At 38.0% G+C, this 21033-nt stretch carries 18 protein-coding genes and 1 riboswitch; of the genes, 14 read left to right on the forward strand and 4 right to left on the reverse strand.

The window, feature by feature from the left end:
* Positions 1-8 precede the first annotated feature (8 nt).
* A riboswitch (TPP riboswitch) is annotated at positions 9-107 on the reverse strand.
* A gap of 229 nt (positions 108-336) precedes the next feature.
* From mbcS to ACIQ7T_RS02300, 3 genes are all read left to right on the forward strand, one after another.
* Complete coding sequence (gene mbcS / locus ACIQ7T_RS02290; protein ID WP_402868360.1) at positions 337-1926, forward strand: acyl-CoA synthetase MbcS; 1590 nt, start codon at positions 337-339, stop codon at positions 1924-1926.
* A 280-nt stretch (positions 1927-2206) separates the two neighbouring features.
* Positions 2207-3220 (forward strand): signal peptide peptidase SppA, encoded by a 1014-nt coding sequence (sppA, locus tag ACIQ7T_RS02295; protein WP_370075715.1) that lies wholly within the window; start codon positions 2207-2209, stop codon positions 3218-3220.
* A 12-nt stretch (positions 3221-3232) separates the two neighbouring features.
* On the forward strand, positions 3233-3850 hold the full coding sequence (locus ACIQ7T_RS02300) for an RDD family protein (protein ID WP_370075713.1): 618 nt from the start codon (positions 3233-3235) through the stop codon (positions 3848-3850).
* Positions 3851-3944: 94 nt separating this feature from the next.
* Here ACIQ7T_RS02300 and ACIQ7T_RS02305 read toward each other — a convergent pair whose 3' ends face one another.
* Complete coding sequence (locus ACIQ7T_RS02305) at positions 3945-4130, reverse strand: hypothetical protein (RefSeq protein WP_402868363.1); 186 nt, start codon at positions 4128-4130, stop codon at positions 3945-3947.
* A 208-nt stretch (positions 4131-4338) separates the two neighbouring features.
* Between ACIQ7T_RS02305 and tpx the strand changes: the two genes are divergently transcribed.
* Complete coding sequence (gene tpx, locus ACIQ7T_RS02310; protein ID WP_337989065.1) at positions 4339-4842, forward strand: thiol peroxidase; 504 nt, start codon at positions 4339-4341, stop codon at positions 4840-4842.
* Positions 4843-4931: 89 nt separating this feature from the next.
* The gene (locus ACIQ7T_RS02315; RefSeq protein WP_370075711.1) at positions 4932-5861 is read left to right on the forward strand and encodes a class I SAM-dependent methyltransferase; all 930 of its coding nucleotides are present in this window, start codon (positions 4932-4934) and stop codon (positions 5859-5861) included.
* A gap of 511 nt (positions 5862-6372) precedes the next feature.
* On the opposite strand, the gene ACIQ7T_RS02320 is transcribed toward ACIQ7T_RS02315, so the two are convergent.
* On the reverse strand, positions 6373-6822 hold the full coding sequence (locus tag ACIQ7T_RS02320) for a universal stress protein (protein WP_100544912.1): 450 nt from the start codon (positions 6820-6822) through the stop codon (positions 6373-6375).
* Positions 6823-7223: 401 nt separating this feature from the next.
* Between ACIQ7T_RS02320 and ald the strand changes: the two genes are divergently transcribed.
* The 3 genes from ald to ACIQ7T_RS02335 all read left to right on the forward strand — a co-directional run bounded on the left by ald (position 7224) and on the right by ACIQ7T_RS02335 (position 11443).
* Positions 7224-8339 (forward strand): alanine dehydrogenase, encoded by a 1116-nt coding sequence (gene ald, locus ACIQ7T_RS02325; RefSeq protein WP_402868365.1) that lies wholly within the window; start codon positions 7224-7226, stop codon positions 8337-8339.
* Between the two features lie 196 nt (positions 8340-8535).
* Positions 8536-10059, forward strand: coding sequence for an AbgT family transporter (locus ACIQ7T_RS02330; protein ID WP_402868367.1), 1524 nt, complete (start codon positions 8536-8538; stop codon positions 10057-10059).
* Between the two features lie 199 nt (positions 10060-10258).
* A complete protein-coding gene (locus ACIQ7T_RS02335; RefSeq protein ID WP_402868369.1) occupies positions 10259-11443 on the forward strand; it encodes an amidohydrolase in 1185 nt (394 codons plus the stop codon).
* 262 nt (positions 11444-11705) lie between these two features.
* Here ACIQ7T_RS02335 and ACIQ7T_RS02340 read toward each other — a convergent pair whose 3' ends face one another.
* Complete coding sequence (locus ACIQ7T_RS02340) at positions 11706-12794, reverse strand: M24 family metallopeptidase (RefSeq protein ID WP_370075703.1); 1089 nt, start codon at positions 12792-12794, stop codon at positions 11706-11708.
* 85 nt (positions 12795-12879) lie between these two features.
* Between ACIQ7T_RS02340 and ACIQ7T_RS02345 the strand changes: the two genes are divergently transcribed.
* The 3 genes from ACIQ7T_RS02345 (at position 12880) to ACIQ7T_RS02355 (ending at position 15169) form a co-directional block, all read left to right on the forward strand.
* Entirely contained in the window at positions 12880-13035 is a 156-nt protein-coding gene (locus ACIQ7T_RS02345; protein ID WP_402868371.1) for a hypothetical protein, read from the forward strand.
* Positions 13025-13708 carry a metal-dependent hydrolase gene (locus tag ACIQ7T_RS02350; protein ID WP_370075701.1) on the forward strand — a complete coding sequence of 228 codons (684 nt, stop codon included), beginning with the start codon at positions 13025-13027 and terminating at the stop codon, positions 13706-13708. The genes ACIQ7T_RS02345 and ACIQ7T_RS02350 overlap by 11 nt, the downstream gene beginning before the upstream one ends.
* Before the next feature lie 153 nt (positions 13709-13861).
* Complete coding sequence (locus tag ACIQ7T_RS02355) at positions 13862-15169, forward strand: DRTGG domain-containing protein (protein ID WP_370075699.1); 1308 nt, start codon at positions 13862-13864, stop codon at positions 15167-15169.
* Between the two features lie 98 nt (positions 15170-15267).
* Here ACIQ7T_RS02355 and ACIQ7T_RS02360 read toward each other — a convergent pair whose 3' ends face one another.
* Positions 15268-15573, reverse strand: coding sequence for a YtpI family protein (locus tag ACIQ7T_RS02360; protein ID WP_370075697.1), 306 nt, complete (start codon positions 15571-15573; stop codon positions 15268-15270).
* Between the two features lie 90 nt (positions 15574-15663).
* On the opposite strand from ACIQ7T_RS02360, the gene ACIQ7T_RS02365 reads away from it, so the two are divergent.
* From ACIQ7T_RS02365 to ACIQ7T_RS02375, 3 genes are all read left to right on the forward strand, one after another.
* The gene (locus ACIQ7T_RS02365) at positions 15664-16608 is read left to right on the forward strand and encodes a DHH family phosphoesterase (protein WP_370075695.1); all 945 of its coding nucleotides are present in this window, start codon (positions 15664-15666) and stop codon (positions 16606-16608) included.
* 317 nt (positions 16609-16925) lie between these two features.
* Complete coding sequence (gene dnaE / locus ACIQ7T_RS02370; protein WP_402868374.1) at positions 16926-20009, forward strand: DNA polymerase III subunit alpha; 3084 nt, start codon at positions 16926-16928, stop codon at positions 20007-20009.
* Positions 20010-20386: 377 nt separating this feature from the next.
* Positions 20387-21028, forward strand: a complete 642-nt coding sequence (locus tag ACIQ7T_RS02375) for a FadR/GntR family transcriptional regulator (protein ID WP_370075691.1) — start codon at positions 20387-20389, stop codon at positions 21026-21028.
* Positions 21029-21033 lie beyond the last annotated feature (5 nt).

The raw sequence follows: 21033 nt of genomic DNA on the forward strand, positions 1-21033 counted from the left end.
TCATCAGTAAATAGATGTGAGTTGCTCCCTACGTCAGTATTAACTAACAGGTTCAAAGGGTCAGGTTTTACCTTCTCAACTCTAAATGAGTCCCCCTGCAATCTTGCTTTTAGTTGACCAAAATGTACCATATTATTCACTCGTGTTCAATAGGGAGTTTTTTTCTTCATTGCGAAAACGGCACTAAAGCTAAGTCGAAATTGATAGTACTAATACGTGACTGATGCCATATAGCAGAACATGATAGTTGTCACGACTTTAATGAATTGGAGTGAATTCCATTGAAAATGATAAAAATTGAGTTTTATAATGAGCGTACAAAAGGGGGCATTTGCCATGAAAAGAGAAGATTTAATCGCACCAGAATGGTATAACATTTCAGAGGAAATTGAAAAATATGCACAGGATTCTACTAAAAATGCATTATTAGTTTATAACGAAGATGAGGAAATTCAGTACTTAACATATCGAGCTTTACTTGAAAAGGCGAACCAGGCAGCACATGTATTTACATCTCAAGGTTTAAAAAAAGGTGATGTTATTTTGGTCATGGTGCCCAGATCAGTTGAAGCATATATCGTCTATATTGCTGCCTTAAAGGCAGGCTTAATCATTATACCTAGCTCAGAAATGCTGAGAACTAAGGATATTGAATATCGAATCAATCATGCCGATGCAAAAGGCGTTGTAGCATTTGAGCCTTATATTGAACAATTCGATAATGTGGGGAAATTACAAGAAATACAGCAATTTGTCATTGGTCATGCACAGGAACCTTGGCAGCCGCTGCTTGAAAAAATGCAAAATCAACCGACGACTTACATAAGTTCTACGCCGACTAAGAGTACAGACATTGCATTTTTAGCTTATACGAGTGGTACAACAGGCAATCCAAAGGCAGCGGTTCATACACATAGCTGGGGTTATGCGCACTTGCGAACTACTGCTCCAAATTGGTTAGGTGTACAAGAAGGTGACATTGTTTGGGCTACAGCAGCACCAGGATGGCAAAAATGGATTTGGACTCCGTTCCTTGCTACTTTAGGAAGTGGTGCAACAGCATTTGTTTTCAAAGGTCACTTTGATGCGGCAACATACCTTGCATTGCTTGAAAAATTTAATATAAATATTCTGTGTTGCACACCGACCGAATACAGATTTATGGCAAGTCTTGAAAATTTGCAAGACTTTAATTTAAGTACGATACGTCAGGCTGTGTCAGCGGGTGAACCTTTAAATAGTGAAGTGATAAAAGTATTTTCCGAAGTCTTTAATTTACAAGTACGTGATGGTTATGGACAAACAGAGAATACATTACTTGTTGGAACAATGGTAGGGATGGAGGCTAGAATGGGCTCAATGGGTAAGCCTACTCCGGGTAATACTGTTGAAATTATTAATGATATTGGAAATCCCACTGTAATTGGAGAAGTTGGAGATATTGCTGTACACTGTGAATCACCCGCGTTATTTAAGAAATATTTAAACGATCCCGAACGTACAAATTTACAATTTAGAGGCGATTGGTATATTACAGGAGATCGTGCATATAAAGATGAAGATGGCTATTTTTGGTTTGAAGGACGTGGGGATGATGTTATTATTTCGTCTGGATATACGATAGGCCCATTTGAGGTAGAAGATGCGTTATTGAAGCATCCAGCGGTAAAAGAAACTGCCGTAGTCGCGAGTCCAGATGAAATTCGTGGAAATCTCGTGAAGGCATTTGTTGTGCTCTCTGATGGTGTAGTTGGTGATGAAACGCTTATTAAAAAACTACAAAGCCATGTGAAAACTTTAACAGCCCCTTATAAATATCCTCGTGCTATTGAGTTTGTTACTGAGCTACCAAAGACTACATCAGGCAAAATTCGCCGTGTCGAATTACGTGAGCAAGAAAAAATCCATTATATTAATCATCGTTAATTTCCTAGGAAATAATGTCGAAAATCAAAGTTCCTGCTTTTTTTATGAACTTTGATTTTTTTTTAATATTAGATAATGTAGTATAAGTTGAATAGGTTGAGTTGGTTAAATTGGTTAAAGCTTTTGCATAGTATTGGTTATTTACTTAAATTAAGGAGTGATATTTGTTAAAACGGAACAGAGATCAACCCCTATGTTATGGTGATAAGCCATATTATTGCAATAAGTATGAAACAAATTAGGATATCAATCGTATAACGTTATGAGGAGATGGAAAGATATGAATGGTAAAAGGTGGACAGCTTTAATAATTGCAGGTGTACTATTAGTGTTTTCATTAGGGATCAACACTATCTTTGCAATATTTAAATCGAATTTCTTTAGTAATTTTGATAGCTTAATGGATGGAAACGATTTAATTGTAATGGAAAAGGTTAAAGAAGGTGGCGATATGGATAAACGTATTGCATACTTAAAGGTTGATGGAACGATTCAAAATGTTGGCTCAAGTACATTTTGGCAATCGGTTTCTTATGATCACCAATTTTTCTTAGATCAATTAGATAATATTTTAAATGACGAGACTGTGGAAGGTATCGTCTTAAGTGTTAATTCACCAGGTGGCGGTGTAAAGGAATCAGCTGAAATCTATAAAAAACTCATGAAAATTAAAGAAGAGCGACAAATTCCAATCTATGTAACTATGGATTCGATGGCAGCTTCAGGTGGTTATTATATTTCAGCGCCAGCAGATAAAATATTTGCGCAACGTGATACAATTACAGGTTCGATTGGTGTCATTATGCAATCTATTAATTATCAGGCGTTAGCAGAAAAAGTTGGTATTAAATATGAAACGTTTAAATCTGGTGAACATAAAGATATGCTTAGCCCAATGCGTGAAGTGACAGCGGAAGAGCGTGCTATGATGCAAGACATGATTAATGAAACTTATCAGGAATTCGTTCATATTGTGGCAAAAGGCCGTAATATGTCTGAAGCAGATGTGAAAAAAGTCGCCGATGGTCGAATTCTTAGTGGTAAGAAGGCTCTTGAATCGGGCTTAGTAGATGAGCTTGGCGATGAGGAAGCAGCAATTACTGCAATGCGTAAAGACTTTGGTTTAGAGGACGCAGAATTATTTGAGTATTCATATGATACGGGTGGTTGGCCATCATATGTTGGGATGAAAATTGGATCCATGTTTGGTCCCTCAGCAGAGGAAAAAATGCTGATGAAAATTATGGCAGAATATAAAGCACCAAAAATGATGTACTTATATGGCGAAAACTAAGGAGGGAGTACAATGACAAACAATGATATTGTTATGCAAGGTTCACCCTCTATGGAGAATACGTTCCTAATAGATAAGCCAATTACGAATAAAAATTATGCGTTGAAAACGGCAGGCTTTTGGATGCGTTTTTGGGCATTTTTCATAGACGGAATTATTATTGCAGCAGTAGGTGGAATTCTCGTTAACCCAATATTTTATTTAATGGATTGGTCATTATCTGACACAGTGTGGTATGCACCGATTTCGATTATATCCGCTATTCTTTATTACAGTTATTTCGTATTAATGACGAAATTTTTTGGGCAAACATTAGGGAAAATGATATTAGGATTACGTGTTATTTCATTAAAACATGAGAAGCTGACATGGTCAGACGTGTTATTCCGTGATTGGATTGGGCGTATCATCAACAGCATTTTTATGCCACTTTATATTCTTGTAGGCATTCTACCGAACAATCAAGGTATACATGATTTTTTTGCGGATACAACAGTCGTTCATGAAAAAATATATATTGAAAAAGATATTGTGCAACCATCTTTGCCAATCAAAGAGGAAAAGGTTGAATCTGTACCTCTAGAGGAAAAATCAGAACCTGAAAAGCTAGAGAAACATAACGAAGAATAATGACTAGAGCTGTCTCATTACGGTGAGACAGCTCTTTATTTTAGTGATGATAGAGGTGATTAATAGTTAGTTCGTTGGGAAAAAGATCCAATAATTAGGATGCATTTATAATAACGTATACCATGGATAAAGTTGATTGTAGTGGAGGCTTGGCGACTCCTTGGGGATTAGCAATAGAGGAACGAAGGCTAAAACCATCACGTCCTGTGATAACGCTTTCGTGACCAACCTCTTGTTGGCCCGAGACCCTGGAGCGAGCAACGCGAGTGAAGCGGCTCATCGGACGCCCCCAGGAAAGCGCCAAGCCGGAACGGAAATCAACCCTACATTATAGAGATAAGCTTGGAAAATGATGCAACCTAAATCAAATATGGATGAATAGGTTCGAAATGATTTTTTCAAAACTATTTTTGATAAGTTGTCTGAGTTGCAATTAATTCCCTCTATTTAGTAATATTATGTACATATGAAGATTAGGAGGCGTTTATATGGCACAAGTAACATTTAAAAATGGCCCAGTAACACTTGTAGGTAACGAAGTAAAAGTTGGAGACAAAGCACCAGACTTTACTGTATTAGCGAATGATCTATCACCTGTTACATTAAAAGATTCAGAGGGGAAAATTCGTTTGTTTAGCGTTGTACCATCATTAGATACTGGTGTTTGCGATGCACAAACACGTCGTTTTAATGAAGAAGCAGCAAACTTAGGTGACAATGTAGTTATCTATACTGTATCTGTTGACCTTCCATTTGCTCAAAAACGTTGGTGTGGTGCAGCAGGCATTGATGCTGTTCAAACAGTATCAGATCACCGTGACCTTTCATTTGGTGAAGCATATGGTGTCTACATCCAAGAATTACGCCTTCTAACACGTGCGGTGTTTGTTGTGGATGCAAATGACAAAGTGACATATGTGGAATATGTTCCTGAAGCAACAGACCATCCAAACTATGAAGCGGCAATTGCAGCTGTCAAAGCACTAGCATAATTTATTGATTTTAGGCTAAGATATTACTAGACAAAGGGGCTGTGACAAGTTTTTGTCACGGCTCTTTTCTGCGTGAAAGGAAGTTGTGTATGGAAAATATCGAAAAGTTATTTGGTATGCTAAATGAACATGCTGAAAAAATAGAAAAAGAACATAATGTTACATTGCTAGAAGGTATTTTAGATGGCTTAGAGGCATGGCTAGATGGGGAAGTTAATTTTTCACAAGAAGGTGCTACGAAGGAAGATGTGCGCAAAGCGATTCAAATTGCTGTTTTAAAGGGGATGAGAAAAGGTTCTCAGCCGAATCACCAAATGACACCTGATACTCTTGGGTTATTAGTTGGTTATTTTGTGGAGCAACTATTTGCGGAGCGTCTAGAAACAGAAAAAATATCTATTTTAGATCCAGCAGTAGGTACAGGAAATTTACTATTAACAGTTATGAATTTATTAGACGGAAAAACAGAAGCAACAGGTGTAGAAGTTGATGAGCTACTTATTCGTATAGCTGCAGCTACAGCTGATTTGACAGAGCAGCCAGTTTCCTTATTCCGTCAAGATGCTTTACAAGATTTATTAGTAAATCCTGCAGATGCTGTTGTTTGTGATTTACCGGTCGGGTATTATCCGAATGAAGATATCGCATTAGATTATGAACTATGCGCTTCAGAAGGAATGAGTTATGCACATCACTTATTTATTGAGCAGTCCATTAATTACACGAAGGATGGAGGCTATTTATTTTTCTTAGCACCAACCCATCTCTTCGAGTCTGAGCAGTCGAAACAACTGCATAAATACATTCAAAAGCATGCTTGGATTCAAGCCATTATTCAATTACCAGATACAATGTTCGCCAATAAAGCACTTGAAAAGAGCATTGTCATTTTGCAAAAGCAAGGTAAGGAATTCAATGCTCCAAAAGAAGTACTGTTAGCAAAAGTACCAAACATGCAAAATAAACAAGCTCTTGCTATGTTCTTTGAAAAAGTGAAGATGTGGCAAGAAGGGAAATAAGCATAAAACAGGCTGGGGCAAAACCGGTCAAAAACCTTAAAAAGCGTGAGAAATCAATTTTGAAATATGATTTCTCGCGCTTTTCTAATGTGAAATTTTTTAATTTTGCTTTAAAATATACTTCTTTAGTTTGTTGATAAAAGAATAAGTGCATTGGTTGATCTTCGTTACGACTGGGCGACTTCTTGAGGATCAGCGATAGAGGAACGAAGGCTAAAACCATCACGTCCTGTGATAACGCCTTTGTGACCAACCTCGTGTTGGCCCAAATGGCTCATCGGACGCCCCCAGGAAGCTTTGCTCTGTGCGAAAGCGAAGCGTCAGCAACAAATGTTTTCTGTAGCGAAAGCGAAGCGTCAGCTACAAAGCGCCCAGTCGGAACGGAAATCAACCCCTCGTTTTGCAGAAGAGCCATACTTTATTTAATAGGAACTTTAATATCATTACATAATAGTTTTTCAACAATAAGAAAAAGGTATCCGAAATTGGATACCTTTTATGTAAGACAAAATTAAATTTCAGGTGTACGGATTACAAGTACGTCACATTTAGCTGAGCGTACAATTGCTTCAGATACTGAACCGATTAAGAAGCGTTCTACTGCATTTAGACCAGTTGCACCACAGATGATTAAGTCTGCGTCTACAATTTTAGAAAGCTCTTTTGTAATGATATTTTTTGGTGAGCCGTATTCAATTACAAGGTTAACATTTGTTAAGCCTTCTTCTTCAGCTTGTTTTTTGTAACCATTTAATAGCTCTTCAGAGAATGCTTGAGCACGCTCAGCAATTGAACGATCGTATGCTTCGATTGCAGCGAATGAACGTGTGTCAATAACATTTACTAAATTTAATACAGCACCTTCGTTACGTTTTGCTACATCAATCGATTTACGGAAAGCGTATTCAGCTTCCTTAGAACCATCTACTGCAACTACAATGCTTTTATATTTATTAGCCATTTGAATTACCTCCCAGATTTGTATATGTTGATTATACCAAATGATTTTCTAAAGGAAATACTTTCCGGAAGAAAAAATGTGAAGAAGTGAAGGCATTTACATTCACCCCAACAATAAATATTACTATCAAAAAGCATTTTTTTGTTTCTTACAAGGCATTCTTCAGGAAATCTCTTATCAATCGATAATAAACTTATATTTTTGTATGTTGGAAAATTACCAACTTGTTAATTGGAATATTTGCCGTTATTAGAATATTAGGAATTTTATCTATTATTATTTTAATTAAAGCATTTTTTGTTTATGTTTGGTAATATGGAAATGCAAGGGGTGCATCAATACATCGAAGAGTATGTAACAAAATGTGCTTATTTTTTAGGTAATGGAAGGGGATAGGGAAGATGAAGATTGGTATTCCAAAAGAGATTAAAAACAATGAAAATCGTGTAGCCATGACACCAGCAGGGGTTGTTACATTAACAAATGCAGGCCATGAAGTGTACATTGAATCTGGAGCAGGTTTAGGCTCAAGCTTTACAGATGCAGACTACGTTGCTGCAGGTGCTCATATTGTTGAGACAGCAAAAGAAGCATGGGCACAAGAAATGATTATGAAAGTAAAGGAGCCCGTAGCATCAGAATACGATTACTTCTATGAAGGTCAAATCTTATTTACTTATTTACATTTAGCGCCAGAGCTTGAATTAACGCAGGCACTTTTAAATAAAAAAGTTGTAGGGGTTGCATATGAAACAGTGCAATTAGCAAATGGTTCCTTACCACTTTTAACACCAATGAGTGAAGTTGCTGGTAAAATGGCAACGCAAATTGGTGCACAATTCTTAGAGAAAAACCATGAAGGTAAAGGTATTTTACTAGGAGGCGTATCAGGTGTACCACGCGGTAAAGTTACAGTAATTGGTGGCGGTATAGCTGGAACTAATGCGGCGAAAATAGCTGTCGGAATGGGTGCTGATGTAACGGTTATTGATTTAAGCCCAGAGCGTTTACGTCAATTAGAAGATTTATTTGGCCGTGATGTTCAAACATTAATGTCCAATCCTTATAATATTGCAGAATCAGTGAAAAACTCAGATTTAGTAGTTGGGGCAGTTTTAATTCCTGGAGCTAAAGCACCAAAGCTTGTTTCTGAGGAAATGATTAAGTCAATGCAACCAGGTTCAGTAGTAGTCGATATTGCTATTGACCAAGGCGGTATTTTTGAGTCATCTGATCGAGTAACGACACATGATGATCCAACTTATGTAAAACACGGAGTTGTGCATTATGCAGTAGCAAATATGCCAGGAGCTGTACCACGTACATCAACAATTGCTTTAACAAATAATACAATTCCTTATGCACTTCAAATTGCGAATAAGGGTTACAAACAAGCATGTGTTGAAAACGCAGCACTGAAAAAAGGTGTTAATACTATAGATGGACATCTTGTTTACAAGGCTGTTGCAGATTCTCAAGGTCTACCATATATAAATGTTGATGAATTAATTCAATAAATGCAAATAAGGGAGCGGTTCAATTTGATACGCTCCCTTATTATTCTAGCATTTCAATATAATATTCCAATACTAATAGATTTCCTCCCTTTAAAAGAGCGTATAGTGAATCGTTTAGTACATACAAAAAAACAGAATATTTAAATTAATTGATGTTTTAGATAAATTATTGAAAGTTAAAGAGGATGAAATATGTATGCAACATGAAATAACTCAAAAAAAATCGTTTGTCGATAAGATGCTCGACACAATTGAACGTACTGGTAATAAATTGCCGGATCCGATTACATTATTTGTTATTATGGCATTATTAGTACTCATCTTATCTTGGGTTTTAGATGCTATGGGTATTTTGGCTGTAAAACCAGGAACGAATGAAACGATAGAGGTCGTTAATTTATTGAGTCGAGAGGGCTTAATTTTAATCGTTACACAAATGCAAAGTAATTTCACAGGATTTCCGCCACTTGGCTTAGTTATTGTGTCAATGATTGGAATTGGTTTGGCGGAACAGACAGGTCTGATTTCTGCGATTATGAAAAAGACTGTTATGAGCGCACCTCAGAAATTGATTGTACCAGTGATTATTTTAACAGGTTTAGTGGGCAATTTGGCTGCAGATGCGGCTTTCATTATTTTACCTCCAGTGGCGGCACTTATTTTTATGAGTATAGGACGTAACCCTTTAGTAGGTTTAATTGTGACGTATGCGGCTGTTGCTGGTGGCTTTAGTGCAAATTTATTAATTAGTTCACTCGATGTATTATTATTAGGTATTACAGAATCCGCTGCTCGTATTGTAGATCCAGATTATACAGGCCGCGCTACAATGAACTACTATTTCTTAATTGCTTCAACATTTGTTTTAATATTTATCGGTACATGGGTGACAAAAAAGTTTACAGAACCCCGCTTTGGCGATTATAAAGGAGAAATTAGCGTACTCGAACCATTAACACCGCTAGAGATGCGTGGTTTAAGGTGGGCAGGGATTGTTGCTATTATATATTCTGCAATTATTGCATATACAGTTATACCATCAAACGGTCTACTACGAGATCCTGAAACAGGCGGCTTTTTAAATTCACCATTTATGACGGGTATTGTACCAATTATGCTGTTCTTTTTCCTATTACCAGCGTTGGCATATGGTATTGCAGCAAAAGAGGTTAAGAGTGACAAGGATGTAGCAGAAAAAATATTTAAATCAATTGCAGATATGTCATCGTTTATCGTACTTGCATTTGTTGCTTCTCAAATGATTGCTTACTTCAACTGGAGTAATATTGGCTCAATTGTTGCAATTAAAGGAGCAGAATTTTTACAGGCATTGAATTTCACAGGTTTACCAATGATTATTGGATTTGTTGTGATCTGTGCACTCGTTAATTTACTGATTGCGAGTGCCTCTGCAAAATGGGCATTATTAGCGCCGATTTTTGTACCAATGTTTATGTATCTTGATTATTCACCAGCAGTTACACAAGTAGCGTATAGGGTAGGAGATTCGATTACAAATCCTATTACACCGATGCTTGCATATTTTGCTATTTTATTAGCATTTGCAAGACGTTACGATAAAAATATCGGAATCGGAACGCTAATTTCGGCGTTATTCCCATATACTATATTCTTTGCTATTGGTTGGATTATATTATTTGCCATTTGGTTCTTATTGGGATTACCACTTGGACCAGGAGATTACATTAATATTCATTAAGTAACAGAATCCCACCTCTATAGGTGGTTTAAGTTACTTTTCAGCTGGTGTCCAAACACCTGTACCTGTCGCTACGCTTTCGGTACAAAAGACATTTGCTGAAATAGAGGAACTCACTCTAAGAACGCCACGTCCTGTGGGAACGACTGAGTGATGCAATTAGGACAAGGCATAATTGATAATAATAGGAGGGGTTTGAATGATTGCACAACACGTACAGCTTTCAACATTACTTGAACAATTTGAGGAGGAAATGATTACACTGCGTCGTCATTTTCATGAAAATCCAGAGCTTTCTTTTGAAGAGGTAGAAACCCCTAAAACAATTGCCGCATTTCATCGTGCATTAGGACATGAGGTGCGAGAAGGCGTAGGGGGTAATGGCGTTGTCGCAAAGCTTGTTGGGGACAAACCAGGTAAAACAGTGGCACTTCGGGCAGATTTCGATGCATTAGCAATTACGGAAGAGACAGGGCTACCATTCCAATCTAAAATCAAGGGTCGAATGCACGCTTGTGGGCATGATGGTCATACAGCAACACTACTTGTATTAGCGAAGGCATTAAACAAAATGCAAGCAGATTTAGCAGGAACGATTGTTTTCATCCATCAACACGCAGAAGAATTAGCGCCGGGTGGAGCAAAGTCTATGATTGAGGATGGCTGTCTAGAAGGTGTTGATGTTATTTTCGGGACGCATTTATGGGCTCCTGCAGAACTTGGTAAAGTGCAAATTGCATCTGGACCATTTATGGCTGCGGCAGATTCTATTGATATAACAATCAAAGGGAAGGGTGGGCATGGCTCTACTCCAAATGAAACGAAAGATTCGATTGTACTAGCTGCACAATTTATTACGAATTTACAACAGCTTGTAGCACGCCGAGTAAATCCGCTGCGCCCAGCTGTAGTGTCAATTGGACATATTGAGGCACTCAACCCATTTAACGTTATAGCAGATAAAGTGTATATGAAAGGAACGGTCCGTACATTTCATAACGAAGAGCGTGATCTCCTTGAACAAGAAATTGAAGAAGTACTAATAGCTACTTGCTATTTAACAAAGGCTGAGTATGAATATGAATACCGTAGAGGCTATCCACCTGTTGTGAATCATCTAGCAGAAACTGAGCATGTTATCAAGGCAGCCGAAAAGATATCTATTGTCGAAGCTGTTGAAATTGTCGATCCTACGATGGGGGGAGAAGATTTTGCTTACTATTTAGAAGAAAAACCAGGTGCATTCTTCTTTGTAGGTGCACAAAACCCTTCTTGGACGGAGGTATATCCTCATCACCATCCTAAATTTGATATTGATGAACGCTCGCTCCGCATTGCAGCAAATGTTTTAGGACAGGCAACTCTTGATTATTTGGAAAAATAATAAATGAACATAACGAAAGGAAGCACCACTGCTATAATGGTTGCTTCCTTTTTATTTCGCATTAAGGAGCATTAATTTAACTTCTTTCAGCAAATATTTTATGTAGCGAAAGCGAAGCGTCAGCTACAAATGTTTTATGTATGTAAAGTAAGGTGGAGATTAACTGCCCGTAAAAGCCCGATTGGTGAAGACTAATAATCAGTGAGGATGAAGAAAATCCCCACTGATTAAAGTTTCATTTTACCTGAGTAAATATTTTCAATTACAGTACAATCAAATCTTTAGGGAATTTTGTTAGTACTTCTACTCCGTCTTTTGTTACGACTACATCATCTTCAATACGGACACCTGTCACATCGGATTTATAGACACCTGGTTCAATTGTGAAGACCATGCCTTCTTCCATAGTCATTTCGTTTGCGCCTGTAACAGAAGGGAATTCATGTACAGAAATGCCGAGTCCATGACCAAGTCGGTGTGTGAAATATTCGCCATAGCCTGCGTCTGCGATAGTATCACGAGCGATTTTATCTAAATCCATTGCGCGAACACCTGGTTTTACAGCTGCAATTGCATTTGTGTTAGCTGATAGTACTGTGTTGTAGATTTCCTTTTGTGCCTCACTAGGTTCACCAAAGGCAACCGTACGTGTAATGTCAGAACAATAACCGTCGTAAATTACGCCAAGGTCGAATAATATCATATCGCCTTTTTCTATTTTTCGAGCACCTGGTTTACCGTGTGGAGAAGCTGTTTTGGGACCGCTCAATACCATTGTTTCAAAGGACATCTTGCAGCCTTTATCCTGAATAGCGTTTTCGATCGCAGTTAAGATTTCCATTTCTGTTTTGCCTTCAGCGATTTCTTTACAACCGATTTCAATAGCATAGTCAGCTAGTTCTGCAGCTTTACGTAATTTTTCTAATTCAGTTTCATCTTTAATTACTCGCATAGCATTGATTTTTTCGTCGAGACGAACAAAACTTGCCTGTGGGAATGATTGTTGTAGGGCTTCTAAACGCTCTACGATGAGCTGAGCTTTTTCAATAGCAAACGTTTGTGGGTTAACATTACGAGCTTTAATAGCTTGGGCAAGAACTTCCATTGAATTTTCAGTATCTTGGTGACCGATGACCTCATAAGGCCAACCTGCATCCTTCGCATCTGGGATTTCCATTTTGGGGCAAATTAAAAAAGGTTCTGCCTCTTTAAAAATCATCACGCCAAGTAATCTCTCATGCGGATTACTTTTAAAGCCTGAAACGTAAAAAACATTGTCAGGTGTCGTTACGAAAGCGGCATCAATTTGGTTTTGTTGTAAATAGTTTTGAATTTCTTCAACCTTTGACATACACAGTTCCTCCTCTTTTTGCATTGAAAAAAATTTCAAGTGCTTGGCTAAATTTATAGCCTCCCCGGTATGGGGCTTCAACGGAATGAATAATTGTTTCCTACAAGGTATACCTCTGTTGGGAAAGAATCTATTATTCTCTGTACTAGCATATCAAAAAAAGGGAAAAATCGCATGGATAGCGAATAAAAATGATGTAGCACAATATGTACTGCTAGGAGGAAATTTAGATGGAAATTAGTTATCATGGACATTCAGTTGTTAAAATTCAATCAAATGGGAAAACAATATTAATAGATCCATTCATTAATGGGAATGGGCTAACAGATTTAAAGGTAGCTGATGAAGCACCAGATATCATTTTACTGACACACGGCCATAATGATCATGTCGGTGATACAGTGGAGCTTGCGAAGAAAAAAGATGCGCTGGTCATTGCACCAAATGAGCTAGCCAATTGGATTTCTTGGCAAGGAGTGAAAGCGCATCCAATGCATATAGGGGGAGCTAAGGAATTTGATTTTGGTAAAGTGAAGTTTACTCAAGCGTTCCACGGTTCGTCATATGTAACAGAAAATAATGAAATTATTTATATGGGAATGCCTGCTGGAATTTTATTATTTATCGAAGGATTAACAATTTATCATGCAGGGGATACAGCTTTGTTTAGTGATATGAAATTAATTGGAGAACGCCATCCTATTGATATTGCGTTTTTACCAATTGGTGACAATTTCACGATGGGACCAGAAGATGCAGCTTGTGCAGTTTCATTTTTGAAGCCGAAAATTGTCGTACCAGTTCATTACAATACATTTCCTCCAATCGAGCAGGATCCACAAATTTTTGCGGATTTAGTGCAAAATGCAGAGGTTCAAATATTAAAAGCGGGTGAAAAAGTAAACTGTTCCTAATTAGTGACACTGCTGTACTATATGAGTTGGCACCACGTGCGTAGTTGAAACGATGGGAAAAGTAAAACAAATTCATCACTTTATATTAAATATTTTTATAAAAAATATGGTACACTAAGAGCAGAATTTGATGCTTGAGAAATAGGTGATATTTTGTCTACAAAACATGAGAGAATTTTGCAATACATCGAATCATTACCCGTGGGTGATAAAATTTCAGTACGTCAAATTGCAAAGGAAATGCAAGTGAGTGAAGGAACGGCATACCGTGCCATTAAAGAAGCGGAAAATCGCCGTTTAGTAAGCTCTATTGAACGTGTTGGAACAATTCGTATTGAGAAGAAAAAGAAAGAAAATATTGAGCGATTAACCTTCGCTGAAATAGTTAACATTATAGACGGCCAAGTTTTAGGTGGAAAAACAGGTCTACATAAAACGTTAACGAAATTTGTTATTGGTGCCATGCAATTAGAAGATATGATGCGTTATACAGATGCAGGAAGCTTGCTCATCGTTGGTAACCGTATTAAAGCACATGAAAATGCACTGCGAGCTGGTGCAGCTGTTTTAATTACAGGGGGCTTTGATACAACCGAGGAAAACAAGTTACTCGCAGATTCTTTGGACTTACCGATCATTTCAACAAGCTATGATACCTTTACTGTGGCAACAATGATTAACCGTGCAATTTATGACCAATTAATCAAAAAAGATATTTTATTTATTGAAGATATTTTTGTGCCAATGACGGATACTTCTGTTCTTCGAAATGATGAAACAATTCAACATTTCCATAAGTTAAATGAACGAACAACTCATGGTGCATTTCCTGTTGTGACAGCAAACAATAAGCTTGTTGGGATGATTACCGTAAAAGACGTTATTGGTCGAGAAGAAAACGAGCTTATTGATAAGGTTATGACTAAAAATCCGATTGCTGGATCGATGAAAATGAGCGTTGCCTCTGCAGGACATCGTATGATTTGGGAAGGGATTGACCTATTACCAATTGTTGATGATGACAATGTTTTGCAAGGTGTGATTAGTCGACAAGATGTACTAAAAGCGCTTCAGCTTGCTCAAAGACAACCGCAGCATGGTGAAACGATTGATGATTTAGTGAAAAACGAGATGAAGGTACTTGGCGATGAAGAATTAATCGTAGAATTTAAAGTAACACCACAAATGACAAATCAATATGGGGCAATTTCTTATGGAGCATTTACAACTTTGTTAGCGGAAGTTGGCTCATTCGCATTAAAACGCCGTAAACGTGGGGATGCAGTTGCCGAAAACATGACGATTTATTTCATCAAGCCTGTGCAAATGGAAAGTACACTTACTGTAAAGCCTCGAATATTAGACATGAGTCGTAAGTTTGTGAAAATGGACTTCGAAGTGTTTAATCAACAAATGCTTGTTGGGAAGGCTATGATGATGTTCCAACTACTGGAACGTTAAGAAAACACAAAAAGGGATGGTCTAGGGTAAATGCTAGACCATCCCTTTCACTTCTTTCAGCGGGTGTCCAAACACCCGTCGGAGGCATATTTGATTATTTATTGGTTAATTCGGTACTCTTCGTCAACAAATTGACCGTAGTGACGAACCCTTTTAATATTTTCCATAACAACAAAGATGCCTAAAACGACAAGAATTGCTACAATAATAAATGTATATAACCCAGGGAATAAATAGGCTTGGTTTAAACCAAATAAAAGAATAAATGCACCGAAACTTACATTAGCTTTACTTTTGTACCAATTTTTAGCGATTGGTAGTGAAGAACGAAACTGTTTTGTTTTAAAATAAAAATAAAAAACAAATGATATGATTATTGTAAACACAAATATTAAATTGAGCATAGTAAACCTCCTAGCATAACTAGTCATTATTGTAACGATAATTAAAGAAAAATGCTAACGGTTATTACTATCATTTTGGGGGAAATTAATTTGAAAAGACAAATCATCGACACAATTGCTTCATATGAAACAATCATTATTCATCGCCATGTGCGTCCAGATCCAGACGCATATGGATCTCAGCAAGGGTTAAAAGAGCTTATTTTAGCAAATTATCCAGAAAAGAAGGTTTTTGCTGTAGGTGAGCATGATGAATCTTTATCATTTTTAGCAAATCCAGATCATATTACGGATGATAAATACGACGATGCTTTAGTTATTGTGACAGATACGGCTAATACTGAACGTGTAGACGATCAACGCTATACAAAAGGTAAAATGATCATTAAAATAGATCACCATCCAAATGATGATCCGTATGGCGATTTACTTTGGGTGGATACGAATGCGAGCTCATGTAGCGAAATGATTTATGAGCTTTTTGAGGAAGGAAAACAAGTAGCAAACTGGATTCTACCTGATGCCTCCGCTAGATTATTATTTGCCGGTATTGTAGGGGATACAGGACGTTTCCAATTCCCTAGCACGACCGTAAAAACGTTTAAAATTGCAGGAGAGCTTATTACATATAATTTTGATCGAAATCAAATTTTCGATGGAATGTATGAAATGGAGCAAAAGCTATTAAATTTACAGGGCTATATTTATCAAAATTTCAAAATGGATGAGTATGGAGCAGCACATATCAAGCTGACAAAGGAATTGCTGGCAGAATTCAATGTTGTACCGTCAGAGGCGTCACTGTTAGTTGGCTGTCTTGGAAGTGTGAAAGGTATTTGTGCATGGGTGGTCTTCATTGAAGAGGCCGATCAAATTCGTGTGCGTTTACGTTCAAAAGGTCCTATCATTAACACTTTGGCGAAGGAATTTAACGGTGGAGGACATCCGCTTGCATCTGGGGCTACAGCTTACACATGGGAAGAAGCAGAGCATGTTATAACGAGATTACAGGAAATTTGTAAGGCATATCAATAAACATGATTATTTGGGCTCATCACTAAAATTTATGGATGACATTTGTTAAACGTATGCCATATATAAGTTGATTGGAGTGGAGGCTGGGCGACTCCTTGGGGATTAGCGTCACAGATGAGACCCTGCAGCGAAGCGAAGCGGCTCATCGGACGCCCCCAGGAAAGCGCCCAGCCGGAACGGAAATCAACCTCTCATTATGGTGATTATCCAATATTTGGCGATGATTTGTAAACTCAATAGAATAAGAACGTGCTTCTACCATAATAATAAAGCTTTGAAATTAACATTTTTTAATACCTAGAAAGGAAGGGATTCATTTGACACATGTATACACGAAAATGCATACGAGTGCGGATTTATTGAAAAGTACGATTCGGCTTGAACAATTGATCCCTTTTTTACAAGAGCAAAATACTCAGGCCTGTGCAATCGTCAATTCAAAATTGTACGGGCTTTTGCCTTTTTGTAAAGCATTGCAGCAAGCGAACATTCATGCTGTATTAGGGCTCGCGATAAATGTACAGTGGCAAGCAAGAAAGGTTCCACTTGTGCTCTATGCTCAGACCCAAGAAGGCTACCAGCATCTTTTAAAGATTAGTAGCGCAGTTTCAATTCGAGAGGACGATGCACTTCCTTGGAAATGGCTTGAAGGATATGCAGCGGGCTGTGTGGCATTACTTTCTTCGGATGACTTAATAGAAATTGAGGATTGGACAGAAGTAGCAAGTGCTCTAAACAAGGTGTTTGGTAAGCGTTTGTTTATGGGGATAGCAAGACCTGCAGGGATGATAACTGAAAAAGAGGAAACGTATGTAGCATGGTGTGAAACTATGAACATAACACTGGTTGCCTCTCAGAGCTGCTATTTTTTACGCCCAGAAGATCATTTTGCCTTTGAGGTTGCAAGAGCGATAGATTCAGGTGACAAGATTACCGATACAATGTTATCAGCTCATTTACAAGGTTATTTCGCTCCAACGAAAGAGGAATGGCGAAGTTGGTTTGCTGATCATCCAGAATGGCTTGAGTCTAGTGCAATGATGCTTGCTAGCTGTACGGCGGAAATTCCTGAAATGCACGTTCAAATGCCTAAATTTCCTGTGCCAACAGGGGAAACGGCTGAAAGCTTGCTTGTCAAAGAGGTTTTTGCAGGATTGGCAGAACGTTTAAAGCAAACTGAAATTCCTCAAGTTTATCGGGAGCGACTTCAATATGAGCTTGAAATTATTTGTTCAATGGGCTTTGCAGATTATTTTTTAATTGTTGCAGATTTCATGCGTTTTGCTAAAGAAAATCGTATTTTAACAGGTCCTGGTCGTGGTTCATCGGCAAGTTCTCTTGTTGCTTATAGCTTATCTATTACGCAAGTAGATCCATTAGTTTACGGCTTATTATTTGAACGGTTTTTAAACCCTGAACGTGTTACACTGCCAGATATAGATATCGATTTTGTCGACAGTAAAAGACAAAAAGTTATCCATTATGTCACTCAAAAATATGGGAAGGCAAATGTAGCGCAAATTATTACGTTTGGCACTTTATCTGCTAAGGCGGTTGCTAGAGATGTTGCCCGTGTTTTTGGTTTTGACGCTGAAACATTGGAGAAAATCTCAAAAATGATTCCGAATAAACCTGGGATAACATTGCAAAAAGCACTGGCTGAATCACAAAGTTTACAAGGCTGGCTAGCCGAGGATGAAAAACATCGTCGCTGGTTTGAAGTGGCGTTAAAACTAGAAGGGTTGCCAAGAAATTCTTCTACTCATGCGGCTGGGATTGTGCTGTCACCTGCACCATTAGTCAATACGATACCGATTGAAGAAGGACATGATGGAATATATTGTACGCAATGGCCGATGGGAGATGTAGAAGCTAGTGGACTTGTCAAAATGGATTTTTTAGGATTGCGCAACCTGACAATTTTAGAGCAGATACGTTGGTCGATTTATAAAGCTGGTGGTCCTTGGATAGAGTTTGAGCTTATTCCAATGCAAGATGAAAAGACATTTGAACTTCTTCAAAAGGGAGATACACTAGGGATTTTTCAATTAGAATCGGAAGGTATGAAGCAAGCTTTACGTGATATTCATCCAAATCATTTTTTAGATATAGTGGCAGTCAACGCGTTATATCGCCCTGGTCCGATGGATTTTATTCCTGTATATGCAAGACGAAAAGCAGGAAGGGAATCGGTTACTATGCCACATCCAGCTTTAGAGCCCATTTTACGAGAGACGTTTGGTGTCATAGTTTATCAAGAACAAATCATGCAAATTGCTTCGGTGATGGCTGGTTTTACGATGGGACAAGCGGACTTACTGCGTCGGGCGGTAAGTAAGAAAAATCGTCAAGTATTAGAGGAGCAACGTGCCGCATTTGTAAAGGGAGCAATGAAGCAAGGCTTTGACGTTCATGTGGCAGAAGAAGTGTATGCATTAATTGTGCGCTTTGCAGACTATGGTTTCCCTAAAAGCCATGCTGTCGCATATAGCGTTATTTCCTACCAAATGGCTTATTTAAAAGTACATTTCCCACAAAGCTTTTATACAGCACTTTTATCAAACGCAACAGGAAATGTGGAGAAAATCCTACAGGTTGTGAGTGAGGCGAAAGAGAAGGGGATTCCATTTTATCCACCGTCATTGAAACAGAGTACAAAATTTTTTACTGTTGAAAAGGATGGAATTCGCTATAGTTTATCCGGAATAAAGGGTGTACCTCATACATTTATAGAGACAGTGAATGCCTTACGCCAAACGAATGTAGAAGCATTTGATAATTTATTTGACATGGCAGTTGCCTTAAGTGCACAGCAATTTAAACCAAAAGTAATGGAAGCTTTAATTTTCGCCGGAGCTCTCGATTATATAGGGAAAGATCGTGCTGTACTAATAGCAACATTGGAGGCAGCCTTAAAGCAAGCTGAGCTGCTAAGACCAACTGAGGATATTGATATAGAATCGGCTACTGCCTTTAGCTTCGGTAAGCCGAAGTATATGGAAGCGGAAGCGATGCCACAAAAGGAAAAATTACTTCATGAAAAGGAAAGTCTTGGTTTTTATATTTCTGCACATCCGGTCTCAGAGGAAAGAGCTTTTTGGAATGAAGTAAATAGTACATGCCGAGAGTTGAAGCATGCTCGTGAGGGAACGTATGTAAAAATGATTGGCATAATAGAAGAAATAAAAAAAATACGCACAAAAAAAGGCGAGCAAATGGCTTTTGTTCAGCTTCAGGATGAGTTTGGAACGGTATCTGTAACCTTATTCCCGCAAGTCTTTCATCTTGTTCAAGAGCTGTTACTCGAAGATGAATTGCTTTACATTGAAGGAACGCTTGAAAGACGCTTTGGTAAACCTCAAGTGAAAGTAAATCATGCACAGACGACGAAAAGAATATGAAATTGAAGAAAATTATAGAAACTGCATAAATTTTTATGCAGTTTTTTCTTTACTTTTTAATAATTATTTTGTAAGCTAGAGTCAATGTTAAAAAGTGGTCAGACCACTTTTGCCTTCATTCGGTAGGAGATGCCATCTTCTGAAGGTGGTGGATTTAGTTAGGTATCCAAACACTTACTGAAATAGAGGAACTTAGTCTAAGAACGCCACGTCCTGTGGCAACGACTGAGTGACCAACATCATGTTGGCCCAAGCCTTTGGACGCATTGATTATCTGAGCGAAGGATAAGCGACAGCAACAAATGGTTTCTGTGCGAAAGCGAAGCGGCAGCAACAATTAGGCCAAGGCGAAATTGATAGAACGAGGAGTTGATCGTATGGATAAAAAAACCGAACAAAAGAAAGTTTTTTTAGATATCGTCCAACAATTACGACAACTTATTAAAATGGAAAAAATACAGGCTGGTGAAAAGCTACCTTCCGAACGAGTCCTTTCAGAACGTCTAGGTGTCGGGCGATCCTCCGTGAGAGAGGCATTGCGAAGCTTAGAGTTGTTAGGTCTTATTGAAACGAGACATGGGGGAGGTACCTTCCTAGCTTCCACACAAAAGCATCAGCTCGTAGAAATATTGTCGATGTTTATATTAGAAGATGAAAAATCAAAAAAGGATGTCGAATTAACGCGAGAAATTCATGAAAAGGAAGCCATTCGCGTAATAAGTTGTACAGAGACTCTGAGAACACTGCCTGTGTGGGAAAGTTTTTTTGTAAAGCTTGAGATAGAAAGCGCGATTAATTGTCGAGACGTTTTACGGGAAATAATAATCACGTCAGGAAATCGTCTTTCACTAAAAGTATGGTTTCAGTTAGCAGTTTATGACGGTGACCGTTTAAATCGAAACTCAACAGAAGAAGAAAAATTAATCATTCAAACTATGTTGAAATCGATGCAGCTTGGCTATGAAAAAGAAGCATTACAAGCTTACGAGCAGTGGATGAAGACTGTACGAAGTAATTAGACAAC

The sequence above is a fragment of the Lysinibacillus sp. NPDC096212 genome (assembly GCF_044763105.1).
In the GTDB taxonomy this organism is placed as follows: domain Bacteria; phylum Bacillota; class Bacilli; order Bacillales_A; family Planococcaceae; genus Lysinibacillus.